The organism is Pseudomonas sp. AMR01, from assembly GCF_041946035.1.
GTDB classification, from domain to species: Bacteria; Pseudomonadota; Gammaproteobacteria; order Pseudomonadales; family Pseudomonadaceae; genus Aquipseudomonas; species Aquipseudomonas antarctica_B.
Genome location: NZ_JAUTYR010000014.1, coordinates 16014 through 37125, shown reverse-complemented (window position 1 = coordinate 37125; position 21112 = coordinate 16014). Strand labels below are relative to the sequence as shown.

Genomic DNA, 21112 nt, shown 5'->3' with positions numbered 1-21112 from the left:
TTCATAAGCGCCGCTATAATCGTGGCGCTTTTCATGGTCATCGTTTTTATGGTGGCTGTGTGCGGGAGACTTTAGGGTCTACCCGGGATGCTCCTTCCTTGGTCTTGCAGGCCCGCGCACAGCTGCCACCCATCATCTGCAAGTGATGCTGGTAGTTCCCATTTTTTGAGGAGCAATACCATGATCAAAGACAGTCCAAATCCCCCATCTGATTCTCAGCCCGCCGACCAAATCTTTACCGTACTCCCCAACCTGAGCAGCGAAACCCTGCTCGCCAACGCTTCCCAAGACCTGGCATCAGTCCAGGCACTGGCGGGCAATCTGGCGTTTGATATCGACGGCCCGCAGCGAGATGCGGTGTTGGGAATTCATCGGATGCTGGAAGGTATCCAACTGATGGTGGATCGGGTGTTGGATTTACAGGAAGTCCCCATCAACAACTGACCCCACTCACTCTGTGGCGAGGGAGCTTGCTCCCGCTGGGGGGCGCAGCGCCCCCAAACCTGCCACAGCGTTAAAAACGGTGTTCTCCAGAGAAGGGCTGCGCCGCAGCCCAGCGGGAGCCAACGCCGGAATGAAGCTAAGGCTTGACCGATCGTCATTTATAAAATACTGTGTTTATGTACAGTATTTGAGGGGCGAGTGAACAGCACTAGTGGCTATTCACACCCTTCAACGCTGTAAGCATGGCCAGGACGGTCATGTTTTATTTCTGACCCGAATACTCGGGTTCATTATTCAAGAGAGGGAACTCATGTCTTATCCAGAAAGCAAACTCACTGGCATCACCGGTTTTGCCAAAGCCGCTAACGTCACTGGCGGTTGGTCCGGCCAAGTGGTCAGTATCACCACGTTGGATCAACTCAAGGCCCAAATCGCCGATGCCACGCCCCGCGTGTTGGTGATCAACAGCAATATTTCGGCGTCCAGCTTGACCAAGGTGTCCTTGGGCTCCAACAAAACCCTGGTCGGTTCGTTCCAGAATCGCACGCTTAACAACATCCACTTGCGCGCAACACCGCAGTCGCAAAACATCATTTTTCAAAACATCGTTTTCCAGCACTCCGCTGGCATCAAAGACAACGATGACATTCAGCTTTACCTCGACTACGGCAGCAAGTATTGGATCGACCACTGCTCCTTTGTCGGCCATGACTGGTCCGCCAACGATGGCAGCCTCGACAAGCTGTTGTATATCGGCGACAAGGCTGATTACGCGACGATCAGTAACTGCTTCTTCGGCAACCACAAGTACGGTTTGATCCTGGGCCATCCGGCGGATGACAACAACGCCGCCTTCAATGGTTTCCCGCGTCTGACGATCTGCCACAACCGTTTCGACAATATGGAAGTGCGCGCCCCAGGGCTGATGCGTTACGGCTACTTCCACGTCTATAACAACTACATCAACAAGTTTCACCTCGGCTTTACGCTGGCGCAAAACGCCAACATTCTTTCCGAGAACAACAACTTTGGTGCGGGCAGTGAGAGTAACGGCATGCTGGATGACAAAGGCACGGGTACTTTTACCGACACTGGCAGCGTGCCTGCGATCACTAATCAAAAATCGCCCAAAGCGCAGTGGACCGCGTTGTCCAATTACACCTACACCTTGAAGACCGCCGCGCAAGCGAAGGACTTTACGGTGAAGAATGCGGGGGCGCAGTCCGTGAGCCTGGTGTTCGGCGGTTAACGCTGAGCGTCCCCACGCACTGCGTGGGAACGCATCCTGTAAAGCTGCCACGCAATGCGTGGCAGCACTTGATCAGGCGTTGATAGGGCGGGCAACCAAGCGCTCCAGCGCTTCACTCAATCCGCTGGCCTTGTCACCAATCAGCAGGTGCCAAACACCGCTTTCCAGCTGGCTCACACCCTGGCAACCCAGCGCAGTGAGGTCCGCTTCGGACAATACCGAATCATCCCCCAACTCCACTCGCAACCGGGTCATCGCCACGGCTTCCAGCTGCCGCACATTCCCACGGCCACCCAGCGCGCTCAGCCATTTTTCGGCTTCCTGCACATTCACCGCAACCGGCTTATCCACAGGCGCAACGCTCACCGGCGCAGCCGCCACAAACGACGGCATGGCCAGGCGAATCTCATCAGCAATGCTATCGGCCATTGGCCCGACCACCACCTGCAAACTCCCGCCATTGCCCGGGCGAACCACGGCCATGGCGCCCAGCGCTTTCAATTGCGCATCCACGGCCTTGTTGCGATCAACCATGTCCAGACGCAGGCGCGTAGTACATGCACCCACACTCAACAGATTCGCCGCTCCGCCCAACGCACTGATATACGCGCTGGCCCGCTGGTTATCGGTCATCACCTCAGCCTGCACCACAGGGATATCTTCACGGCCCGGCGTTTTGAGGTTGAAGCGACGAATGCAGTAGTTGAACACGCTGTAGTAGATCACCGCGTAAGCCAACCCGACCGGGAATACCAGCCAACCGTTGGTGGACTTGCCCCAGCCCAGCACCATGTCGATAAACCCGCCGGAGAAGGTAAAGCCCAGGTGGATGTTGAGCATATTGGTGACAGCCATCGACAGGCCCGTCAGCACGGCGTGAATCAGGTACAGGAACGGCGCAAGGAACATGAACGCAAATTCAATCGGCTCGGTCACGCCGGTCAAGAACGAGGTCAGCGCCATCGACAGGAAAATCCCGCCCATCACCTTGCGGCGTTCCGGCAATGCATTGCGGTACATCGCCAGACACGCCGCCGGCAGGCCGAACAACATCACCGGGAACATGCCGGTCATGAACTGGCCGCCTTTCGGGTCGCCTGCAAAATAACGAGTCAGGTCGCCGGTCACCACCGCGCCAGTCGCCGGATCGGTGAAGCTGCCGAACACAAACCAGGCCATGTTGTTGAGGATGTGGTGCAGGCCGGTGACGATCAGCAGGCGGTTGAACACGCCAAACACGAACGCGCCGAGGCTGCCGCTTTCCATCAGCAACACGCCGAAACTGTTGATGCCTTGCTGAATCGGCGGCCAGATCAGGCCGAAGATCACGCCCAATCCGACCGCACTGAACCCGGTGACAATCGGCACAAACCGTCGCCCGCCAAAGAAGGCCAGGTACTCCGGCAGCTTGATGTCCTTGAAGCGGTTATACAGCCCGCCCGCCATCAAGCCGCTGGCAATACCGGCGAGCATGCCCATGTTGATGGTGGTGTCCATCACCTTGAGCGTGGAGATCATTACCAAATAACCGATAGCGCCTGCCAGGCCCGCCGTGCCGTTATTGTCGCGGGCGAAACCCACGGCAATGCCGATGGCGAAGATCAGCGCCAGGTTGGCGAAGATCGCTTGCCCGGCGTCGTGCATCACGGCGATGTTCAAAAGGTCGGTGTCGCCCAGGCGCAGCAAGAGGCCGGCGATCGGCAGAATCGCGATCGGCAGCATGAGTGCACGGCCCAGGCGTTGCAGGCCTTCGATGAAATGTTGGTACATGGCGAGTCTCCTTTTCTTGTTGTTGTCAGCTCAGCGGCCAGTGGTGTTGACAGGCTTGGCGAACCGCCTTGGCGCTGCTCAGGTCGAGCAGGCTTCGGCTGATTTGCCTGCATTGCGCCGCGTCCAGATGGCGGACGCGGTCCTTGATTTCTCCGATCTGCGGCGGGCTTACCGACAGCTCGCTGACCCCCAGGCCTACCAATACCGGCGTGGCCAGCGGGTCGGAGGCGAGGGCGCCACACACGCCAACCCAGCGCCCGTGTTTGGCGGCGCCGGCACAGGTTTGGGCGATCAGCCGCAGCAGCGCCGGGTGCAAGGCGTCAACCCGCGCAGCGAGGCCGGCGTGGTCACGGTCCATGGCCAGGGTGTACTGGGACAGGTCGTTGGTGCCGATCGACAGAAAGTCCGCGTGCAGCGCAAGCTGCTCGGCCATCAGCGCGGCGGCAGGCACTTCGATCATCACGCCCAGTTCGGGGCGCTGAGTCAGTTCCAGCTCCACGCACAACTCGTCCAGACGCTGGCGAATCTGCAGCAGCTCATCCACTTCGCTGACCATCGGCAGCAGGATGCGGCAACGTTCCAGCGGGCACACTTGCAGCAGCGCGCGCAGTTGCTGGTCGAGCACGTCGGGGCGTACCTGGGCCATACGAATGCCACGCAAGCCCAACACCGGGTTGGCTTCGACGGGCAGCGGCAGGTAGTCGAGCTGTTTGTCGCCGCCCACATCGATGGTGCGGATGATCACCGACTTGTCACCCATGGCATCCAGTACCGCCTGATAGGCGCGGCGTTGCTCTTGCTCATCCGGCGCGATGCGACGGTCGACGAACAGGAATTCGGTGCGCAGCAGGCCGACGCCGTCAGCGCCGTTTTCAAATGCCACCTGGGCCTCGGCGCTGGAGGCGACGTTGGCCGCGACTTCGATGGTCACGCCGTCAGTGGTGCGCGCCGGTTCTTGAGCCTGAGATTGTTGCTGTTGACGGCGCTGCTTTTGCGCGTCGCGAATGTGGTGCACTTCGGCGTGGCGCGCGTCGCTGGGCATGAGTTCCAGGCGACCGTTGGCGGCGTCGAGCACCACGCGTTGGCCTTGGGGCACGTCGAGCACTTCGGCGCCCAGCGCGACGATGCAGGGCAAACCTTTACCGCGGGCCAGAATAGCCACGTGGGAGGTCGCGCCGCCTTCGGCCATGCAGATACCGGCAGCTTCTTGCGCACTCAGTTGCAGCAGGTCCGAAGGGGTCAGTTCATGAGCGCTGACAATTGCGCCCGCAGGCAATTCGAAGTGCCAGGCTTCACCCAGCAGCGCGCGCAACACACGCTGTTGCAGGTCGCGCAGGTCATTGGAGCGCTCGGCAAACAGCGGCTTGCCCAGCGCCAGCAACACCGCGCATTGGGCCTGGATTGCATCGCGCCAGGCGTGGGTGGCGGCGCTGCCGTTTTCGATGGCACCGGTAGCCGCGTCCAACAGGGCCGGGTCTTCCAGCAAGGCGAGGTGTGCCGCGAAGATTTCTTCTTCCTCGACGTTTTTGCGCTGGCGGGCGTGCTCCAGCGTGTTGCGAATTTCACTGCGCACCTGCTCCAGCGCGGTGTCGAGGCGTTGCAGTTGGTCGTCGCGGGAATGGTTGCCGGTGTCTTCCGGTAACTCAATGCCGGTCAGGCGAAACAGCGGCCCGCACACCAGGCCGGGCGCGGCGCACACACCTTGCAGCACACCGGCTTCGGTGTTCGCCCGGCGCACAGCGACGGCAACCGGCGCCTGATGTTCTTCTTTAACCGCTACGGACAGCGCGGCAACCAGCGCCTGCAACGCGGCCTCGGCATCTTCGCCGCGACAACTCACACGCACTTCATCGCCCTCGCCAACCCCCAGCCCCATTAAGCCAATCAAGCTGTCGCAGGCGGCCGATTTACCGGCGAAATGCAGATGGGCCTGGCTGCTGAAACCCTGCGCCGTCTTGCGGATCAACGCAGCGGGGCGCGCATGCAAACCGCCACGGTGAGTGATGCGCACGCTGGCGCGTACTTCAGCCGCTGAGTTATCCACAGCTGTCTGCGTCGCGGTGGTTGAACGCGCCACAATCTGCAACAACGGCTCGCCGAGTTTCACGGTGTTGCCGGCAATCGGCCGCAGCTCAAAGCCTTCGCCGTTGGTCAGGATGATCAGGCTGATCAGGCTTTTGCACTGGCGCGCAATGCGGTCCAGATCGAACTGCACCAGCGCCTGGCCTTCAGTGACCCGCGCGCCTTCCTTCACCAGCAGCGCAAATCCTTCGCCGTTCAGCTCGACGGTGTCGATGCCCACATGCATCAGCACTTCGGCGCCATTCTCGGCGCGAATTGTCAGTGCATGCCCGGTGCGCGCGACGTGGATGATCAGCCCGTCGCACGGTGCGTGCAGGCAGTCATTCAGCGGGTCGATGGCAATGCCGCCGCCCATCGCGCCGCTTGCGAACACCTCGTCGGGAACGTTGCCCAGGGTCAGCACCGGGCCACTGAGGGGGGCGCTTAGGGTCAATTCATTATTGTTGTAGGGCATGGGCACGGTACTCATCAGGAAAACGCGACTCAGTGAGTGCGGGTAACTTTGCTCAGGTGGCGTGGTTGGTCAGGGTCCATGCCCCGGGCAACCGCCAGGCCTGCAGCCATGACGTAAAAGCTTTGAATCGCCAGGATCGGATCCAGGCTCGGGTGTTCGGCGCGGCTCAGGGTCAGGTCGCGCTCGGCCACATCGTCCGGCGCGGCCAGCAACACGCGGGCACCGCGTAGGCGCATGTCGGCGGCCAGGCTCAACAGGCCAGCCTGCTCGGCGCCGCGTGGGGCGAACACCAGCAGTGGATAGTCTTCGTCGATCAAGGCCATCGGCCCGTGGCGCACTTCGGCGCTGCTGAACGCTTCGGCCTGGATCGCCGAGGTTTCCTTGAGCTTGAGCGCAGCTTCCTGAGCGATTGCAAAACCGGCGCCACGGCCGATCACGATCAGGCGCTGGCTGTCGCGCAGGGCGTCGATGGCGGGAGTCCAATCCTGTTTCGCGGCTTCACGCAGACCCTCAGGCAGCGCTTGGCAGGCTTGCAGCAGCGGCAGGTCCTGATTCCAGTGGCCGATCAATTGCGCACTGGCGCTGAGGGTGGCGATAAAACTTTTGGTCGCGGCAACACTGAGTTCCGGCCCGGCGCACAGCGGCACGTGGAATTCGCACGCGGCTTCCAATGGCGAGTCTTCGGCGTTGACCAGCGAAATACTCAGGGCGCCGCGTTTGCGCAGCAGGCGCAGGCTGTTGACCAAATCCGGGCTTTGCCCCGACTGCGAGAAACCAAACGCTACCTGACCGCTGACCTTCAACGGCGCTTGCAACAGGGTCACCACCGACATGGGCAACGACGCCACGGGGATGCCCACGTGTTGCATGGCGATGTAGGCGAAGTAGCTGGCGGCATGGTCCGAGCTGCCCCGGGCAATGGTCATCGCCACTTGCGGCGGCTGGCGGCGCAGGCGGCCGGCGACTTCCTCGAGCATCGGGCTGAGGCGTTGCAGTTGCGCCGCAACGGCGTCCGAGGAGGCCAATGCCTCTTCAAGCATTTTTGAAGTCAATGGTTTCTCCTTCGACCATTACGTCGGTGAGTGTCAGGGAGCGGTCAAGGCGCACGCAGTCGGCAAAGCTGCCGGGTTGCAGGCGGCCGCGTTCTTCCAGGCCCAGGTAGTCCGCAGGAAATTGCGACAGGCGCTGTGAGGCTTCGCTGATGGGCAGGCCGATTTTCACCAGGTTGCGCAGCGCCTGATCCATGGTCAGGGTGCTGCCGGCCAGCGTTCCGTCGGCCAGGCGTACGCCGCCCAGGCACTTGGTCACGGTGTGGCTGCCCAACTTGTATTCACCGTCGGGCATGCCGGCGGCGGCTGTGGAATCAGTGACGCAGTACAGGCACGGGATCGAACGCAGGGCCACGCGCATGGCGCCGGGGTGTACGTGCAGCAAATCCGGAATCAATTCGGCGTATTTGGCGTGGGCAAGCGCGGCGCCGACGATGCCCGGCTCGCGGTGATGCAGCGGGCTCATGGCGTTGTACAAATGCGTGAAGCTGGTGGCGCCGGCGGCGAGGGCGGCGACGCCTTCTTCATAGCTGCCCAGTGTGTGGCCAATCTGCATGCGTATGCCGCGTGCGCTAAGCGCGCGGATCAGGGCATCGTGGCCAGCAATTTCCGGGGCGATGGTGATCACGCGGATCGGCGCCAGGCGCAGGTAGGCTTCCACTTCTTCCATCAGTGCGGTGTGGGCGAAGTTGGGTTGAGCGCCGAGTTTTCCTGGGTTGATGTAGGGGCCTTCCAGGTGTACGCCGAGGACCCGCGCGCTGCCGGCAGGGCGCTGCGCACAGAAGGTGCCGAGTTGGCCGAGCACGCTGGAAATTTCGTCAACCGGCGCAGTCATGGTGGTGGCCAGCAGCGACGTCGTACCAAAACGCACATGGGTGCGGGTGATGGTCTCGAACGCGCCGGTGCCTTCCATGATGTCTTTGCCGCCACCGCCGTGCACGTGCAGGTCGATAAAGCCTGGCAGCAGGTAGGGCAGGTCATTGTCAGCCGGGTCGCAAGGCACGCCTTCGATGGCAGTCACCTTGCCGTGCTCGTGCACCACGCGGCCGCGAACCCAGCCTTGGGGCGTGAGGATGTTGTCTTCGGACATGGGCAGTTCTCTAAAGTCGCAGTTCAGCGGAATAGTCGTGGCGGCGCAGCTCTGCGACAAAGTCGTAGTAGTCGTTGCGGCAGTAGGTGTCGGTGATTTCAATCGGCGTGTTGTCGGCGGTGTAGCCGACGCGGGTCATCAACAGCATGGCGGTGCCGGGCGCGATGCCTACCAGCCTGGCGAACTCGTCCGACGCGTTGATCGCCTGCACATGCTGCAAGGCGCGCACGATGGGCTTGCCGATGCTTTCAAAGTATTCGTACAGCGAACTGCCCAAGGCCTGCGGCTGTGGCAGCACTGAGGCGGGGACCACGGTCATTTCAATGGCCATCACCGTGTCGTCGGCTTTGCGCAAGCGCTTCAGTCGCGCCACTTTGTCGCTGGTCGACAGGCACAGGCGGATCAGTTCTTCGTGGGTCGGCGGGGTGATGTCGCGCTCCAGCCACAGGGAGCTGGGCACAAAGCCCTTGAGGCGCAGCATCTCGCTGAACCCGGAAAGGCGCGACAGCGGTTGCTCCAGGCGCGGCGTGATAAAGGTGCCGGAACCCTGGCTGCGGCGGATCAGGCCTTGGTCAAACAACACTTCCAGCGCTTTGCGGGCAGTCACCCGCGAAATGCTCAGTTGTTCACTGAGTGCGCGTTCTGACGGCAGCGCCTGCTCGGACGTCCACTGGCCGGCGTGAATCGCCGCTTCCAGTTTGCGCGCCAATTGCAGGTACAGCGGCGTGGATTGTTTGTCGTCGGGGCGTAAGCCCAGGATGGGATTCATCGTTAAGGTTTCCGATGCATTATTGGAATGTTGTCGCCCGGTATTGGCCGAAAATTAATACCACTTAAATACCATGTCAATGCAGCCAAAACGGTGCAGGCAACGGTTTTAGGGCCCTGCAATGGGGCCTGGCATGAAGTGGTATTAGAGAGGTCTGTATCGCGTGCAGAACGGCGCAGCCCGCTGCGGTGAACTGGTATTCACCGGCAGGCGCGGCCTGAGGCAGGAATTATTTTCGAATTATTTTACGAACGGTCGCGGTTTACGGCCGAATCTCGATCATCGTGCCGTCTTTGACCAGGTTCCAGACTTCACGCATGTCGACGTTGCGCATGCCGATGCAGCCGTCGGTCCAGTCCAGGGTGTGAAACCACTGCTCCGGGTAATCTTCGGTGTCGGGCGTGCCGTGGATCATGATCATACTGCCCGGCCTCACACCCTCGCGGCGCGCGCGGGCGGAGTCGCTGATGTTCGGGTAGGAGATGTGCATGGCCAGGTTGAAACGGTCGCTGGTCTTGCGCCAGTCGATCCAGTAAAAACCTTCGGGGGTGCGGCGGTCACCTTCAAACAGCTTGGTGCCCTTGGGGTTTTTACCGAGGGAAATGCGATAGGTCTTGAGCGGCTTGCCGTCGTTGATCAGCTGCAATTGGTGGGCGGACTTGAGCACGAGGACTTTTTCGACAGGTTTGCCGCCGATGATTTCCACCGTGGAGGCCGACGAAAAGGTAGCGAACGACAGGCAGATCAGAGCGAGCAACAGACGCATTAACACGGTTTCCCTAAAAGACTATCTGCCGGTTTTTTATTCGGTGGGTTCGCCCATGGGCGGCACCGCTTCGCTGCGCACCGGGAACGCCTGCTGCCGACGGTCAGCGAAAAAGTATTCTAAAGTACGCCCGACCGTGCGGAAAGCCAGCTCGGACCAAGGGATGTCGGCTTCATCAAACAGCTGCACTTCGAGGCTTTCGGGGCCGGCGGCGAAGTCCAGGTCGACCAGCTCGGCGCGATAGAAAATATGCACCTGGTTGATGTGTGGCACGTCGATCAGGGTATAGATGCTCAGGTTGCGCACACGGGCGCAGGCTTCTTCCAGGGTTTCGCGTTCGGCCGCTTGTTCCACGGTTTCGCCGTTTTCCATAAAGCCTGCGGGCAGGGTCCAGTAACCCAGGCGCGGTTCGATGGCGCGGCGGCACAGCAGCACTTTATCGCCCCAGACCGGCACCGTGCCGGCGACGATGTTGGGGTTTTGGTAGTGAATGGTCGAACAGTGGTCACACACATAACGCAGGCGGCCGTCGCCTTCGGGGATGCGCCTGGTAACCGGTTTACCGCACTGGCTGCAGAAGTTCATGCTGGGGTTCCTGGAGAGTGCGTCTATCTTGGCGTGGCAGGCGGGGCCCTGCAAGTTGTCGTTTAGCGACATGCCCCGGGTTTTGGGGTTGGGCGCCCGCCAGCTTTGGTGCATGATGCAAGGTAGCCAACAGACCGAGATGACTCATGCTGGACGAGCTACTTCGCCGCGTAAGCAACCACACCCCCCATACGCTGGAAACCGACGGGCGTTTCCCCGAGGCTGCGGTGCTGGTGCCGATTACCCGCAGTGACGAACCCGAGCTGATCCTGACCCTGCGCGCCAGCGGCCTGTCGACCCACGGCGGCGAAGTGGCGTTCCCCGGCGGCCGGCGCGACCCCGAAGACCCTGACTTGATCTTCACCGCATTGCGCGAGGCCGAAGAAGAAATCGGCCTGCCACCCGGCCTGGTCGAAATCATCGGCCCGTTGAGCCCGCTGATTTCCCTGCACGGCATTCGGGTTACACCTTATGTCGGCGTGATTCCCGATTACGTCGAGTACCTGGCCAATGACGCCGAGATTGCCGCTGTTTTCAGCGTGCCCCTGGAGTTTTTTCGGCAGGACCCGCGCGAACACACTCACCGAATCGATTACCAGGGCCGCAGTTGGTATGTGCCCAGCTACCGCTTCGGCGAATACAAGATCTGGGGCCTGACGGCGATCATGATTGTGGAGCTGATCAACCTGCTCTATGACGACGCCAACATCAGCCTGCACCAGCCGCCCAAAAGCTTCATCAATATCTAAGCCATCGCTTGAATGGCGAGCCGTGAGGGAAAACCATGAAATACCGCCTGGGCGATGCCCGCGTCGAGACGCATCCACACAGCTGGGTAGCCCCTAACGCCACGCTGGTGGGCAAGGTCAAGCTGGAGGAGGGCGCCAACGTCTGGTTCAACGCGGTATTGCGGGGCGACAATGAGCTGATTCTGATCGGCAAAAACAGCAACGTGCAGGACGGCAGCGTGATGCACACCGACATGGGCTACCCGCTGACCCTGGGCACCGGCGTGACCATCGGCCATAACGCCATGCTGCATGGCTGCACGGTGGATGATTACAGCCTGATCGGCATCAATGCGGTGATCCTCAACGGCGCGAAGATCGGCAAACACTGCATCATCGGCGCGAACTCGCTGATCGGTGAGGGCAAGGAAATCCCGGATGGTTCGCTGGTGATGGGTTCGCCGGGCAAGGTGGTGCGCGAGCTGACCGAGGCGCAGAAACGCATGCTCGAGGCCAGCGCCGCGCACTATGTGCATAACGCGCAGCGCTATGCGCGGGACTTGGTAGAGCAGGAAGAATGAACCCGATAGAACGCCCCGTCGCCTCGCCGTGCGTGAGCATTTGCGCGCTGGATGACGACGATGTTTGCACGGGCTGCCAGCGCACGGTGGATGAGATTACGCGCTGGAGCCGCATGGACAATGCCGAGCGCCGGGTGGTGTTGGGGTTGTGCCATGAGCGGGCGGTGGCGGGAGGGATGATGTTTGTGGTTTCCGGGAAATCCGGCGCCTGAGAGATTGCTATTGCAGGCAAGCCAGCTCCCACAGTTGATGTGTGAATACATTCGAAAGGTGGCTTGTAGTGTGGCGAGCGGGCCTGTTGTGGCAAGCGGGCTTGTTGTGGCGAGCGGGCTTGCCCTGCGTTGGGCTGCGAAGCGGCCCCAAAACCTGATGCCCGAGTTTACCTGACAGAACGCGGCGGTCTTATTGGGGCTGCTGCGCAGCCCAACGCGGGGCAAGCCCGCTCGCCACAACAAGCCCGCTCGCTGCCACAAGCATGTTCACACCGACAAGCCCGCTCGCCACACGAGTTGCTGTGCTTTACCCTGTGCGGCATTACCCACAGGCCCATCTTCCATGCTTTTCCTGATCGCCTATATCAGCAGCGTCGTGCTGATCAACTTTGCCTTTTCCACCGCCCCGCATCTGGATGTCATCTGGTCTGCCTGGGGCGGCCTGGTGTTTATCCTTCGCGACATGGTGCAAACCCGCTTTGGCCACGGCGCGATTGTCGCCATGCTGGCCGCGCTGGTGTTGTCGTATGTGACCTCCGACCCGGCCATTGCCCTGGCCAGCGCCACGGCGTTCGCGGTGTCGGAGTGCATCGACTGGCTGGTGTTCAGCATCACCAAGCGCCCGCTGCACGATCGCCTGTGGATAAGTTCGGCGCTGAGCATTCCCCTCGATACCTTTATCTTTTTCGGCCTGATCGGCGCACTTACCCCCGCTGTGGCGGGCACTGCGCTGGTGTCGAAATTCGCCGGGGTCACGGTGGTGTGGCTGATCATGGCGTGGCGCCTGCGCAAACGGGCTGTCGCCAACTGAGGCCAATTTTTACAGTTCATGTAAAATGCCGGCCTTTCTCCCCATGATCCGCTCCCCTGAGGACCTGAGATGACCCGAATCGGAACTCCATTGTCGCCAACCGCGACCCGCGTTTTGCTGTGTGGCTGCGGTGAGCTGGGCAAGGAAGTGGTGATCGAACTGCAACGCCTGGGCGTTGAAGTGATTGCCGTGGATCGCTACGCCAACGCGCCGGCCATGCAGGTTGCGCACCGTAGTCACGTGATCAACATGCTCGATGGCGCCGCCTTGCGTGCCGTGATCGAAGCCGAGAAGCCGCACTTCATCGTGCCGGAAATCGAAGCCATCGCCACCGCCACGCTGGTCGAGCTGGAAGCCGAAGGCTTCACCGTGATCCCGACCGCGCGCGCCACGTCGCTGACCATGAACCGCGAAGGCATCCGTCGTTTGGCCGCTGAAGAGCTGGACCTGCCGACGTCGCCGTACCACTTCGCCGACACGTTTGAAGACTACAGCAAGGCCGTGCAGGACCTGGGCTTCCCATGTGTGGTCAAGCCGGTGATGAGTTCGTCGGGCAAGGGCCAGAGCCTGCTGCGCAGCACTGATGACGTGCAGAAAGCCTGGGATTACGCCCAGGAAGGCGGCCGTGCCGGCAAAGGTCGCGTGATCATCGAAGGCTTTATCGATTTCGACTACGAAATCACCCTGCTGACCGTGCGCCACATCGGCGGCACCACCTTCTGCGCGCCGGTTGGCCATCGTCAGGAGAAGGGCGACTATCAGGAATCCTGGCAGCCGCAAGCCATGAGCCCGATTGCCCTGGCGGAATCCGAGCGCGTAGCCAAAGCGGTGACCGAAGCGCTGGGTGGCCGTGGCCTGTTTGGCGTGGAGTTGTTCATCAAGGGTGATCAGGTGTGGTTCAGCGAAGTGTCGCCGCGCCCGCATGACACAGGCCTGGTGACATTGATTTCTCAGGATTTGTCGCAATTTGCGCTGCACGCGCGCGCCATTCTGGGCTTGCCGATTCCATTGATCCGTCAGTTCGGGCCTTCGGCATCGGCGGTGATTCTGGTGGAAGGGCAGTCGACTCAAACTGCATTCGCCAACCTGGGCGCAGCCTTGAGTGAGCCGGACACGGCGTTGCGCCTGTTTGGCAAACCGGAAGTGAATGGTCAGCGTCGGATGGGTGTGGCGTTGGCGCGGGATGAGTCGATTGAAGCGGCGCGGGCGAAGGCTACTCGTGCTTCCAAGGCTGTCGTAGTAGAGCTGTAATCGAGTCGCGCCCTTCGCGAGCAAGCTCGCTCCCACATTTTGATTTGTGAACGCAATCAAATGTGGGAGCGGGCTTGCTCGCGAAAGCGGTCTGTCAGGCGACCTTGTTCAAATCATTATCCCGCGTCTCTTTCAGGCACAGCACAGCAATCAAGCTGAGCACCGCTGCCGCCGACACATACCCGCCGACATAACTCAGCCCGCCCATCGCCACCAGCTTGGTCGCGAAGAACGGTGCCGCCGACGCACCCACAATCCCACCCAGGTTATACGCCGCCGAAGCGCCGGTATAACGCACGCGGGTCGGGAACAATTCCGGCAACATCGCGCCCATTGGGGCGAAGGTCACGCCCATCAGGAACAGCTCCAGGCTCAGGAACAGCGCCACGGCCCAGGTTGAGCCGTGGGTCAGCAGCGGCTCCATGGTGAAGCCCGACAGAATGGTCAGCACTGCGCCAACAATCAGCACCGGTTTGCGCCCGTAACGGTCGCTGGCCCACGCAGCAATGGGTGTGGCCAGGCCCATGAACAGCACGGCAAAGCACAGCAGGCCGAGGAAGGTTTCGCGGCTGTAGCCCAGGGTTGATACGCCGTAACTCAGGGAAAACGCGGTGGTGATATAGAACAGTGCGTAGCACACCACCATCGATGCGGCGCCGAGCAAAACCGGTAACCCGTGTTGGCTGAACAGTTCCACCAACGGCACTTTCACCGGCGCTTCTTTGGCCACGGCATTGGCGAACACCGGGGTTTCATGCAGCTTCAACCGTGCGTACAGGCCAACCATCACCAGCGCGGCGCTGAGGATGAACGGGATGCGCCAGCCCCAGCTGCGAAATTGCTCGTCGTTCAGGCTAAGGGCGAGAATCAGGAACAGGCCGTTGGCCGCCAGAAAGCCGATCGATGGGCCCAGTTGCGGGAACATGCCGAACCAGGCGCGTTTGCCCTTCGGCGCGTTCTCGGTCGCCAGCAACGCCGCGCCGCCCCATTCCCCACCAAGGCCCAGGCCCTGGCCGAAACGCAGCACACACAACAGAATCGGCGCCCAGGCCCCAATGCTGTCATAGCCCGGCAACAAACCGATCAGCGTGGTGCACACGCCCATCAGCAACAGGGATGCCACCAGCGTGGATTTGCGCCCAATGCGGTCGCCAAAGTGGCCGAACAGCGCCGAACCCAACGGGCGGGCAATGAAGGCGATGCCAAAGGTCAGGAACGACGCGAGCATCTGCGCGGTGCCGGAGGTCTGCGGGAAGAAGACCGGCCCGATCACCAGCGCGGCGGCAGTGGCATAGATATAAAAGTCGTAGAACTCGATCGCAGTGCCGACGATGCTCGCCGTCGCCACCCGTGCGGTGGAGTTGGTCGGGGCGGCGGTCGCGGCCTCGTTATAGGTGGTGCTCATGCGGGTATCCCTGACGGTCAGTGCGCGTTTGGACGCGGATTATTATTGGTCGAACACCCATGGATCAGGGTTATGCACGGGGCGGCTCGGGATAGGAGCAAACACCGGTCAGATACGGTATAGCGCTGCCGGGACGCGCTGAGTGCGGGTAGCACACGGTCGGGCGGGGCTATGGTTAGCCGTCCCGATTATAGGAAGGGGTATGAACATACAACAAGTGGGCTGACACGCCGAAAATCAAAATGTGGGAGCGGGCTTGCTCGCGAAAGCAGTGGGTCAGTCAGCTCATCTTCAACTGATCCACCGCATTCGCGAGCAAGCCCGCTCCCACATGGAGAATGTGTTTTACCAGCAGCTTATACAGCGACGGGCACGTGGCTGGTGTGCCAGATCAGCACCTTGCTCACGCGGTTGTCTTCGGTCTCGAGGATTTCCAGGCGGTAGCGGCCGATTTTCAGGCACACCGCGCAATCAGGAATGGTCTCCAGCGCTTCGGTCACCAAGCCGTTGAGGGTCTTGGGGCCGTCGCTGGGCAGGTGCCAACCCAGGCTCTTGTTCAGCTCGCGGATCGAAGCGGCGCCGTCGATGATGTAACGACCGTCGGTCTGCGCTTCGATTTGCGGGTTGTCCGCGTTCTGCTCGCTCTCAAACTCGCCAACAATTTCTTCGAGAATATCTTCCAGGGTCACAATGCCCAGCACTTCGCCGTACTCGTCGACCACCATGCCCAGGCGCCGCTGTTGCTTGTGGAAATTCAGCAATTGCAGTTGCAACGGCGTGCTTTCCGGGACGAAATAAGGTTCGTGGCAAGCGGCGAGCAAAGCTTCTTTGGTCAGGCTGGCGTCGGGCAGCAGGTGCTGGATCTGGCGGGTATTAAGCACCGCCTGAACCTGGTTGATGTCGCTGTGGAACACTGGCAGGCGCGTGCGCTGGGAAGTGCGCAGTTGCTCGATGATCTCTTCGTCCGAGTCATCCAGGTTAATGCCGTCCACTTCACTGCGTGGCACCAGGATGTCGTTGACCGTGATGTTGTCCAGGGCATGAATGCCGGGCATGCCCGGCATACGGTTGTCGTCGGCCTCGGGCTCGGGTTCGTCGTCATGGTCGGGCAGCGGCTCGTCGCTCTTTTTCACCACGCCGGATGTGCGTGCGAACGGGCGCAGCAACAACAGGCTGATGCCATTGAGCAGCCAAGCCAGTGGGTAGAGGATTTTCAGCGGCACACCGAGCAGCGTATTGCCAAAGCCCAGCACCGCTTGCGGGTAGCGGGTGGCCAGGGCGCGGGGCAGGTAGTCGGCGAGTATCAGCAAAATGGCGCAGGAGATCAGCCAGCCGAGCCAGGGGCCGTTCAGCGCCCAGGCATAAATCGCCAGCAGCGTGCACAGAATTACCACGGCGGCGCGGCACAGGCTGTTGCACAGGATCAGGCTGTTGCGCGGAAAGCTCAGACGGGTGGCGGCTTTGTCACCCTGGCGTGTGCCAGGGCGCAGGGCCAGCAGATGCTGTTGAGCGGCTTCGATGGCGGTAAACAGCGCCGCCCATAACACCAGCAAGGCGATTACTGCGAGCATCGGCCCCAAGGGCAAGTTGTCCATGATCGCTGCCCGTCAGATATGCAGGATGTATTCGCGAACCAGCTTGCTGCCAAAATAGGCCAGCATCAGCAGGCAGAAACCGGCCAGGGTCCAGCGGATCGCCTTGTGCCCGCGCCAGCCGAGGCGGTTACGCCCCCACAGCAGCACGCTGAACACCACCCAGGCCAGGCACGCCAGCAGGGTTTTGTGCACCAGGTGTTGAGCGAACAGGTTTTCCACGAACAGCCAGCCGGAAATCAGCGACAGCGACAGCAGCGTCCAGCCGGCCCACAGGAAACCAAACAGCAGGCTTTCCATGGTCTGCAGCGGCGGGAAGTTCTTGATCAGCCCGGACGGGTGCTTGTTTTTCAGCTGATGGTCCTGCAGCAGCAGGAGCAGCGCCTGAAACACTGCAATGGTGAACATGCCGTAGGCCAGAAGCGACAGCAGGATATGGGCGAGGATGCCCGGCTCCTCGTCGATCACCTGCACGGTGCCGGTCGGGGCGAACTGCGCGAGCAGGACCGTCAGCATGCCCAGCGGGAACAGCAGCACCAGCAGGTTCTCGACGGGAATTCGGTAGCAGGCCAGCAACGTCAGCGCGATCACGGCTGCGGCGATCAGGCTGGCAGCGCTGAAAAAATCCAGGCCCAGGCCGACCGGTGTCATCAGGTGGGTGAACAGGCTCGCGGTATGGGCCAGCAGGGCGAGGACGCCAAGGCCGACCAGCAGGCGTTTGTCCGCTCCGGTGCCTTGGGCAAGACGAGTGCCCTGATAGAGGGTCGCAGCGGCGTACAAGAGGGCGGCGGCGAGGCTGGGTAGCAAGCTGGGTGACAAGGGGACCATAAATCCTGATAGATAAGCCCGAAAGGCGCTGAGTTTGGCATACCCCTGCGTTCCACGAAAGACTCCTGCGCCATACAGCGGGTGTGCATAGCCGCAGTCTTCGCTATAATCCGCGACCTGCCCACGCCGCAGGCTTGCCGAACGCTGTTTCTTACAGCGATTTACCCCAGCCTGGGCCGCCATTACCTCGGTCTACCGATGCACTTCGATGAATAGGGCCTGAAAGGATCGCGCATGTTTGAAAACCTGACTGACCGTCTCTCGCAGACGCTGCGCCACGTAACCGGCAAGGCCAAGCTGACCGAGGACAATATTAAAGACACCCTGCGTGAAGTGCGCATGGCGTTGCTGGAAGCCGACGTAGCCTTGCCGGTCGTGAAGGACTTCGTCAACTCGGTCAAAGAGCGCGCAGTGGGCACCGAAGTGTCCCGCAGCCTGACGCCGGGCCAGGCCTTTGTGAAGATCGTCCAGGCCGAACTCGAAAGCCTGATGGGCGCGGCCAACGAAGACCTGAACCTCAGCGCCGTGCCACCGGCCGTCGTATTGATGGCCGGTTTGCAGGGCGCGGGCAAGACCACCACCGCCGGCAAGCTGGCGCGCTTCCTTAAAGAGCGCAAGAAGAAAACCGTGATGGTGGTATCGGCCGACGTCTACCGTCCGGCGGCCATCAAGCAGCTGGAAATGCTCGCGGGTGAAGTGGGCGTGACCTTCTTCCCGTCCGACCTGAGCCAGAAGCCGGTCGACATTGCCAACGCGGCTATTAAAGAAGCCAAGCTCAAATTCATTGACGTGGTCATCGTCGATACCGCCGGTCGCCTGCACATCGACGAAGAGATGATGGGCGAGATCAAGGCGCTGCATGCCGCGATCAACCCGGTCGAGACCCTGTTCGTGGTCGACGCCATGACCGGCCAGGATGCGGCCAACACCGCCAAGGCCTTCGGTGATGCACTGCCGCTGACCGGCGTGATCCTGACCAAGGTCGACGGCGACGCCCGTGGCGGTGCTGCGCTGTCGGTGCGTGCCATCACTGGCAAGCCGATCAAGTTCATCGGTATGGGCGAGAAGAGCGACGCGCTCGAGCCGTTTCACCCTGAGCGTATTGCCTCGCGCATCCTCGGCATGGGTGACGTGCTCAGCCTGATCGAACAGGCCGAAGCGACCCTCGACAAAGACAAGGCCGATAAACTGGCCAAGAAGCTGAAGAAGGGCAAGGGCTTCGACCTCGAAGACTTCCGCGATCAGCTGCAACAAATGAAGAACATGGGCGGCCTCGGCGGCCTGATGGACAAGCTGCCGAACATTGGCGGTGTGAACCTGGCGCAAATGGGCAATGCCCAGGGCGCGGCAGAGAAGCAGTTCAAGCAGATGGAAGCCATCATCAACTCCATGACCCCGGCCGAGCGCCGTGACCCTGAGCTGATCAGCGGTTCGCGCAAACGTCGGATCGCCATGGGCTCCGGCACCCAGGTGCAGGACATCGGTCGCTTGATCAAGCAGCACAAGCAGATGCAGAAGATGATGAAGAAATTCTCCGCAAAAGGCGGAATGGCCAAGATGATGCGCGGCATGGGCGGTATGTTGCCCGGCGGCGGCATGCCGAAAATGTAAAGTATTCGAGCAAAAGCATGCTTTTGCTCCGACCCGCAAGGATGTGGGATCTCCAGCAAACCCGCCGTTGGCGGGAGCTGACCAGCCGTTTTAACCGACGGCTCTATAGCAGATCTGAATGGCACGCTGATAGGCGCCAGAAAAAGACATTTGCAAAAGTCCGGATATTCCTTAGAATATGCGGCCTTTCGGGCACCTATGCCCGCTGTGCATTTAGATTTGCAGCACCGACTACAGGAACGATGTTCACATGCTAACAATCCGTCTTGCCCTTGGCGGCTCCAAAAAGCGCCCGTTTTACCACTTGACCGTAACTGACAGCCGCAACCCACGTGACGGCTCTCACAAGGAACAAGTTGGTTTCTTCAACCCGATCGCTCGTGGTCAAGAAATCCGCCTGTCCGTGAACCAAGAGCGCGTAGCCTACTGGCTGAGCGTTGGTGCACAGCCTTCTGAGCGTGTTGCCAAGTTGTTGAAGGACTCGGCTAAGGCCGCAGCCTGAGCAATATGAACGCGACGCCAACTGTTGCTGATGATTTGATCGTTATCGGCAAGATTTACTCTGTTCATGGCGTTCGCGGCGAAGTTAAGGTGTATTCCTTTACTGATCCGACTGAAAACCTGTTGCAGTACAAAACCTGGACGCTCAAGCGCGAAGGTAGTGTGAAACAGGTCGAGCTGGTCAGTGGACGCGGGAGCGATAAGTTCCTGGTCGCAAAGCTCAAGGGTCTTGATGATCGTGAAGAAGCTCGTCTTCTGGCCGGTTATGAGATCTGCGTGCCGCGAGACCTGTTCCCTGAATTGACCGACGGCGAGTACTACTGGTACCAGCTGGAAGGTCTGAAGGTTATTGATCAACTCGGGCAATTGTTCGGGAAAATCGATCATCTTCTGGAAACCGGCGCCAATGATGTAATGGTGGTCAAGCCTTGCGCTGGCAGCCTGGATGATCGCGAACGCCTGTTGCCTTATACGAAGCAATGCGTGTTGGCCGTCGACCTGGAAGCGGGCGAGATGAAGGTGGAATGGGATGCGGACTTCTAAGCGTGGCTAACCTGCGCATTGAAGTGATCAGTTTGTTTCCCGAGATGTTTTCCGCCATCAGCGAGTACGGCATCACCAGTCGGGCGGTGAAACAGGGGCTGTTGCAGCTCACCTGTTGGAACCCGCGAGACTACACGACAGATCGACATCACACTGTGGACGATCGCCCATTTGGCGGTGGCCCGGGCATGGTGATGAAGATCAAGCCCCTGGAAGACGCATTGGCTCAGGCCAAGGCCGCCGCCGGGGAGAAGGCGAAGGTAATTTACCTGTCCCCTCAAGGCCGTCAGCTGAAACAGGCTGGGGTTCGCGAACTGGCGAATGAGGAAGCATTAATCCTGATTGCCGGTCGCTATGAAGGCATTGACGAGCGTTTTATTGAAGCTCATGTCGATGAAGAGTGGTCGATTGGGGACTATGTCCTGTCTGGCGGCGAGCTGCCGGCGATGGTCCTGATAGATGCGGTTACACGACTGCTGCCTGGAGCTTTAGGGCATGCGGACTCCGCGGAGGAAGATTCCTTCACGGATGGTTTGCTGGATTGCCCGCACTACACCCGACCGGAGGTGTATGCGGATCAGCGTGTTCCCGACGTATTGCTAAGTGGCAATCACGCACACATCCGGCGTTGGCGTTTACAGCAGTCCCTTGGTCGGACCTATGAACGACGCGCCGATCTTCTGGAAAGCCGCTCGCTTTCTGGAGAAGAGAAGAAGCTGCTCGAGGAATACATCCTCGGGCGGGACGATAGTTAACAACGTATCGATGGTAGGTCCATTGACTTACCTTAG

At 60.7% G+C, this 21112-nt stretch carries 21 protein-coding genes; 11 read left to right on the top strand and 10 right to left on the bottom strand.

Annotation, left to right across the window (positions count from 1 at the left end):
- The first annotated feature begins 180 nt into the window (after window positions 1-180).
- Window positions 181-444: a DUF6124 family protein gene (locus tag Q7C20_RS14775; RefSeq protein ID WP_375068308.1), complete on the top strand. Its 264-nt coding sequence runs from the start codon at window positions 181-183 to the stop codon at window positions 442-444.
- A 310-nt stretch (window positions 445-754) separates the two neighbouring features.
- Window positions 755-1693 (top strand): pectate lyase, encoded by a 939-nt coding sequence (locus Q7C20_RS14770; protein WP_375068306.1) that lies wholly within the window; start codon window positions 755-757, stop codon window positions 1691-1693.
- A 72-nt stretch (window positions 1694-1765) separates the two neighbouring features.
- Here the strand turns inward: Q7C20_RS14770 and nagE are convergent, their stop codons facing one another.
- From nagE to Q7C20_RS14735, 7 genes are all read right to left on the bottom strand, one after another.
- Entirely contained in the window at window positions 1766-3463 is a 1698-nt protein-coding gene (gene nagE / locus Q7C20_RS14765; RefSeq protein WP_375068304.1) for an N-acetylglucosamine-specific PTS transporter subunit IIBC, read from the bottom strand.
- A gap of 25 nt (window positions 3464-3488) precedes the next feature.
- On the bottom strand, window positions 3489-5999 hold the full coding sequence (gene ptsP, locus Q7C20_RS14760; protein WP_375068302.1) for a phosphoenolpyruvate--protein phosphotransferase: 2511 nt from the start codon (window positions 5997-5999) through the stop codon (window positions 3489-3491).
- 29 nt (window positions 6000-6028) lie between these two features.
- Window positions 6029-7039 carry an SIS domain-containing protein gene (locus Q7C20_RS14755; protein ID WP_375068402.1) on the bottom strand — a complete coding sequence of 337 codons (1011 nt, stop codon included), beginning with the start codon at window positions 7037-7039 and terminating at the stop codon, window positions 6029-6031.
- Entirely contained in the window at window positions 7032-8138 is a 1107-nt protein-coding gene (gene nagA / locus Q7C20_RS14750; protein ID WP_375068300.1) for an N-acetylglucosamine-6-phosphate deacetylase, read from the bottom strand. The genes Q7C20_RS14755 and nagA overlap by 8 nt, the downstream gene beginning before the upstream one ends.
- 10 nt (window positions 8139-8148) lie before the next feature.
- On the bottom strand, window positions 8149-8907 hold the full coding sequence (locus Q7C20_RS14745) for a GntR family transcriptional regulator (RefSeq protein ID WP_375068298.1): 759 nt from the start codon (window positions 8905-8907) through the stop codon (window positions 8149-8151).
- Between the two features lie 262 nt (window positions 8908-9169).
- Complete coding sequence (locus Q7C20_RS14740) at window positions 9170-9673, bottom strand: L,D-transpeptidase family protein (protein ID WP_348056020.1); 504 nt, start codon at window positions 9671-9673, stop codon at window positions 9170-9172.
- A gap of 36 nt (window positions 9674-9709) precedes the next feature.
- Window positions 9710-10258 carry an NUDIX hydrolase gene (locus Q7C20_RS14735; RefSeq protein WP_375068295.1) on the bottom strand — a complete coding sequence of 183 codons (549 nt, stop codon included), beginning with the start codon at window positions 10256-10258 and terminating at the stop codon, window positions 9710-9712.
- Between the two features lie 146 nt (window positions 10259-10404).
- Here Q7C20_RS14735 and Q7C20_RS14730 point away from each other — a divergent pair, with 146 nt between their 5' ends.
- The 5 genes from Q7C20_RS14730 to purT all read left to right on the top strand — a co-directional run bounded on the left by Q7C20_RS14730 (window position 10405) and on the right by purT (window position 13841).
- The gene (locus Q7C20_RS14730; RefSeq protein ID WP_348056024.1) at window positions 10405-11007 is read left to right on the top strand and encodes a CoA pyrophosphatase; all 603 of its coding nucleotides are present in this window, start codon (window positions 10405-10407) and stop codon (window positions 11005-11007) included.
- 35 nt (window positions 11008-11042) lie between these two features.
- Window positions 11043-11567 (top strand): gamma carbonic anhydrase family protein, encoded by a 525-nt coding sequence (locus tag Q7C20_RS14725; protein WP_071485746.1) that lies wholly within the window; start codon window positions 11043-11045, stop codon window positions 11565-11567.
- Window positions 11564-11779 carry a DUF1289 domain-containing protein gene (locus tag Q7C20_RS14720; protein ID WP_375068292.1) on the top strand — a complete coding sequence of 72 codons (216 nt, stop codon included), beginning with the start codon at window positions 11564-11566 and terminating at the stop codon, window positions 11777-11779. Before Q7C20_RS14725 ends, Q7C20_RS14720 begins: the two co-directional genes overlap by 4 nt.
- 343 nt (window positions 11780-12122) lie before the next feature.
- Window positions 12123-12590, top strand: coding sequence for a VUT family protein (locus Q7C20_RS14715; RefSeq protein ID WP_176994389.1), 468 nt, complete (start codon window positions 12123-12125; stop codon window positions 12588-12590).
- A gap of 69 nt (window positions 12591-12659) precedes the next feature.
- Window positions 12660-13841: a formate-dependent phosphoribosylglycinamide formyltransferase gene (purT, locus tag Q7C20_RS14710; protein WP_014719785.1), complete on the top strand. Its 1182-nt coding sequence runs from the start codon at window positions 12660-12662 to the stop codon at window positions 13839-13841.
- A 94-nt stretch (window positions 13842-13935) separates the two neighbouring features.
- On the opposite strand, the gene Q7C20_RS14705 is transcribed toward purT, so the two are convergent.
- The 3 genes from Q7C20_RS14705 to Q7C20_RS14695 all read right to left on the bottom strand — a co-directional run bounded on the left by Q7C20_RS14705 (window position 13936) and on the right by Q7C20_RS14695 (window position 17666).
- Window positions 13936-15246: an MFS transporter gene (locus tag Q7C20_RS14705; RefSeq protein ID WP_375068290.1), complete on the bottom strand. Its 1311-nt coding sequence runs from the start codon at window positions 15244-15246 to the stop codon at window positions 13936-13938.
- A 356-nt stretch (window positions 15247-15602) separates the two neighbouring features.
- Window positions 15603-16841 carry a transporter associated domain-containing protein gene (locus tag Q7C20_RS14700; RefSeq protein WP_375068288.1) on the bottom strand — a complete coding sequence of 413 codons (1239 nt, stop codon included), beginning with the start codon at window positions 16839-16841 and terminating at the stop codon, window positions 15603-15605.
- 12 nt (window positions 16842-16853) lie between these two features.
- On the bottom strand, window positions 16854-17666 hold the full coding sequence (locus tag Q7C20_RS14695) for an inner membrane protein YpjD (protein WP_375068286.1): 813 nt from the start codon (window positions 17664-17666) through the stop codon (window positions 16854-16856).
- A gap of 234 nt (window positions 17667-17900) precedes the next feature.
- Between Q7C20_RS14695 and ffh the strand changes: the two genes are divergently transcribed.
- The 4 genes from ffh to trmD all read left to right on the top strand — a co-directional run bounded on the left by ffh (window position 17901) and on the right by trmD (window position 21076).
- The gene (gene ffh, locus Q7C20_RS14690; protein WP_375068284.1) at window positions 17901-19277 is read left to right on the top strand and encodes a signal recognition particle protein; all 1377 of its coding nucleotides are present in this window, start codon (window positions 17901-17903) and stop codon (window positions 19275-19277) included.
- Window positions 19278-19527: 250 nt separating this feature from the next.
- Window positions 19528-19779 carry a 30S ribosomal protein S16 gene (rpsP, locus tag Q7C20_RS14685; RefSeq protein ID WP_375068282.1) on the top strand — a complete coding sequence of 84 codons (252 nt, stop codon included), beginning with the start codon at window positions 19528-19530 and terminating at the stop codon, window positions 19777-19779.
- A 5-nt stretch (window positions 19780-19784) separates the two neighbouring features.
- Window positions 19785-20321: a ribosome maturation factor RimM gene (gene rimM / locus Q7C20_RS14680; RefSeq protein WP_375068280.1), complete on the top strand. Its 537-nt coding sequence runs from the start codon at window positions 19785-19787 to the stop codon at window positions 20319-20321.
- Window positions 20303-21076, top strand: a complete 774-nt coding sequence (gene trmD / locus Q7C20_RS14675; protein WP_375068278.1) for a tRNA (guanosine(37)-N1)-methyltransferase TrmD — start codon at window positions 20303-20305, stop codon at window positions 21074-21076. The genes rimM and trmD overlap by 19 nt, the downstream gene beginning before the upstream one ends.
- The last annotated feature ends 36 nt before the right edge of the window (window positions 21077-21112 follow it).

Coding starts and splice junctions, on each gene's coding strand:
- Q7C20_RS14775 (WP_375068308.1), top strand. CDS start 181: ATGATCAAAGACAGTCCAAATCCCCCATCTGATTCTCAGCCCGCCGAC.
- Q7C20_RS14770 (WP_375068306.1), top strand. CDS start 755: ATGTCTTATCCAGAAAGCAAACTCACTGGCATCACCGGTTTTGCCAAA.
- nagE (WP_375068304.1), bottom strand. CDS start 3,463: ATGTACCAACATTTCATCGAAGGCCTGCAACGCCTGGGCCGTGCACTC.
- ptsP (WP_375068302.1), bottom strand. CDS start 5,999: ATGCCCTACAACAATAATGAATTGACCCTAAGCGCCCCCCTCAGTGGC.
- Q7C20_RS14755 (WP_375068402.1), bottom strand. CDS start 7,039: ATGCTTGAAGAGGCATTGGCCTCCTCGGACGCCGTTGCGGCGCAACTG.
- nagA (WP_375068300.1), bottom strand. CDS start 8,138: ATGTCCGAAGACAACATCCTCACGCCCCAAGGCTGGGTTCGCGGCCGC.
- Q7C20_RS14745 (WP_375068298.1), bottom strand. CDS start 8,907: ATGAATCCCATCCTGGGCTTACGCCCCGACGACAAACAATCCACGCCG.
- Q7C20_RS14740 (WP_348056020.1), bottom strand. CDS start 9,673: ATGCGTCTGTTGCTCGCTCTGATCTGCCTGTCGTTCGCTACCTTTTCG.
- Q7C20_RS14735 (WP_375068295.1), bottom strand. CDS start 10,258: ATGAACTTCTGCAGCCAGTGCGGTAAACCGGTTACCAGGCGCATCCCC.
- Q7C20_RS14730 (WP_348056024.1), top strand. CDS start 10,405: ATGCTGGACGAGCTACTTCGCCGCGTAAGCAACCACACCCCCCATACG.
- Q7C20_RS14725 (WP_071485746.1), top strand. CDS start 11,043: ATGAAATACCGCCTGGGCGATGCCCGCGTCGAGACGCATCCACACAGC.
- Q7C20_RS14720 (WP_375068292.1), top strand. CDS start 11,564: ATGAACCCGATAGAACGCCCCGTCGCCTCGCCGTGCGTGAGCATTTGC.
- Q7C20_RS14715 (WP_176994389.1), top strand. CDS start 12,123: ATGCTTTTCCTGATCGCCTATATCAGCAGCGTCGTGCTGATCAACTTT.
- purT (WP_014719785.1), top strand. CDS start 12,660: ATGACCCGAATCGGAACTCCATTGTCGCCAACCGCGACCCGCGTTTTG.
- Q7C20_RS14705 (WP_375068290.1), bottom strand. CDS start 15,246: ATGAGCACCACCTATAACGAGGCCGCGACCGCCGCCCCGACCAACTCC.
- Q7C20_RS14700 (WP_375068288.1), bottom strand. CDS start 16,841: ATGGACAACTTGCCCTTGGGGCCGATGCTCGCAGTAATCGCCTTGCTG.
- Q7C20_RS14695 (WP_375068286.1), bottom strand. CDS start 17,666: ATGGTCCCCTTGTCACCCAGCTTGCTACCCAGCCTCGCCGCCGCCCTC.
- ffh (WP_375068284.1), top strand. CDS start 17,901: ATGTTTGAAAACCTGACTGACCGTCTCTCGCAGACGCTGCGCCACGTA.
- rpsP (WP_375068282.1), top strand. CDS start 19,528: ATGCTAACAATCCGTCTTGCCCTTGGCGGCTCCAAAAAGCGCCCGTTT.
- rimM (WP_375068280.1), top strand. CDS start 19,785: ATGAACGCGACGCCAACTGTTGCTGATGATTTGATCGTTATCGGCAAG.
- trmD (WP_375068278.1), top strand. CDS start 20,303: ATGGGATGCGGACTTCTAAGCGTGGCTAACCTGCGCATTGAAGTGATC.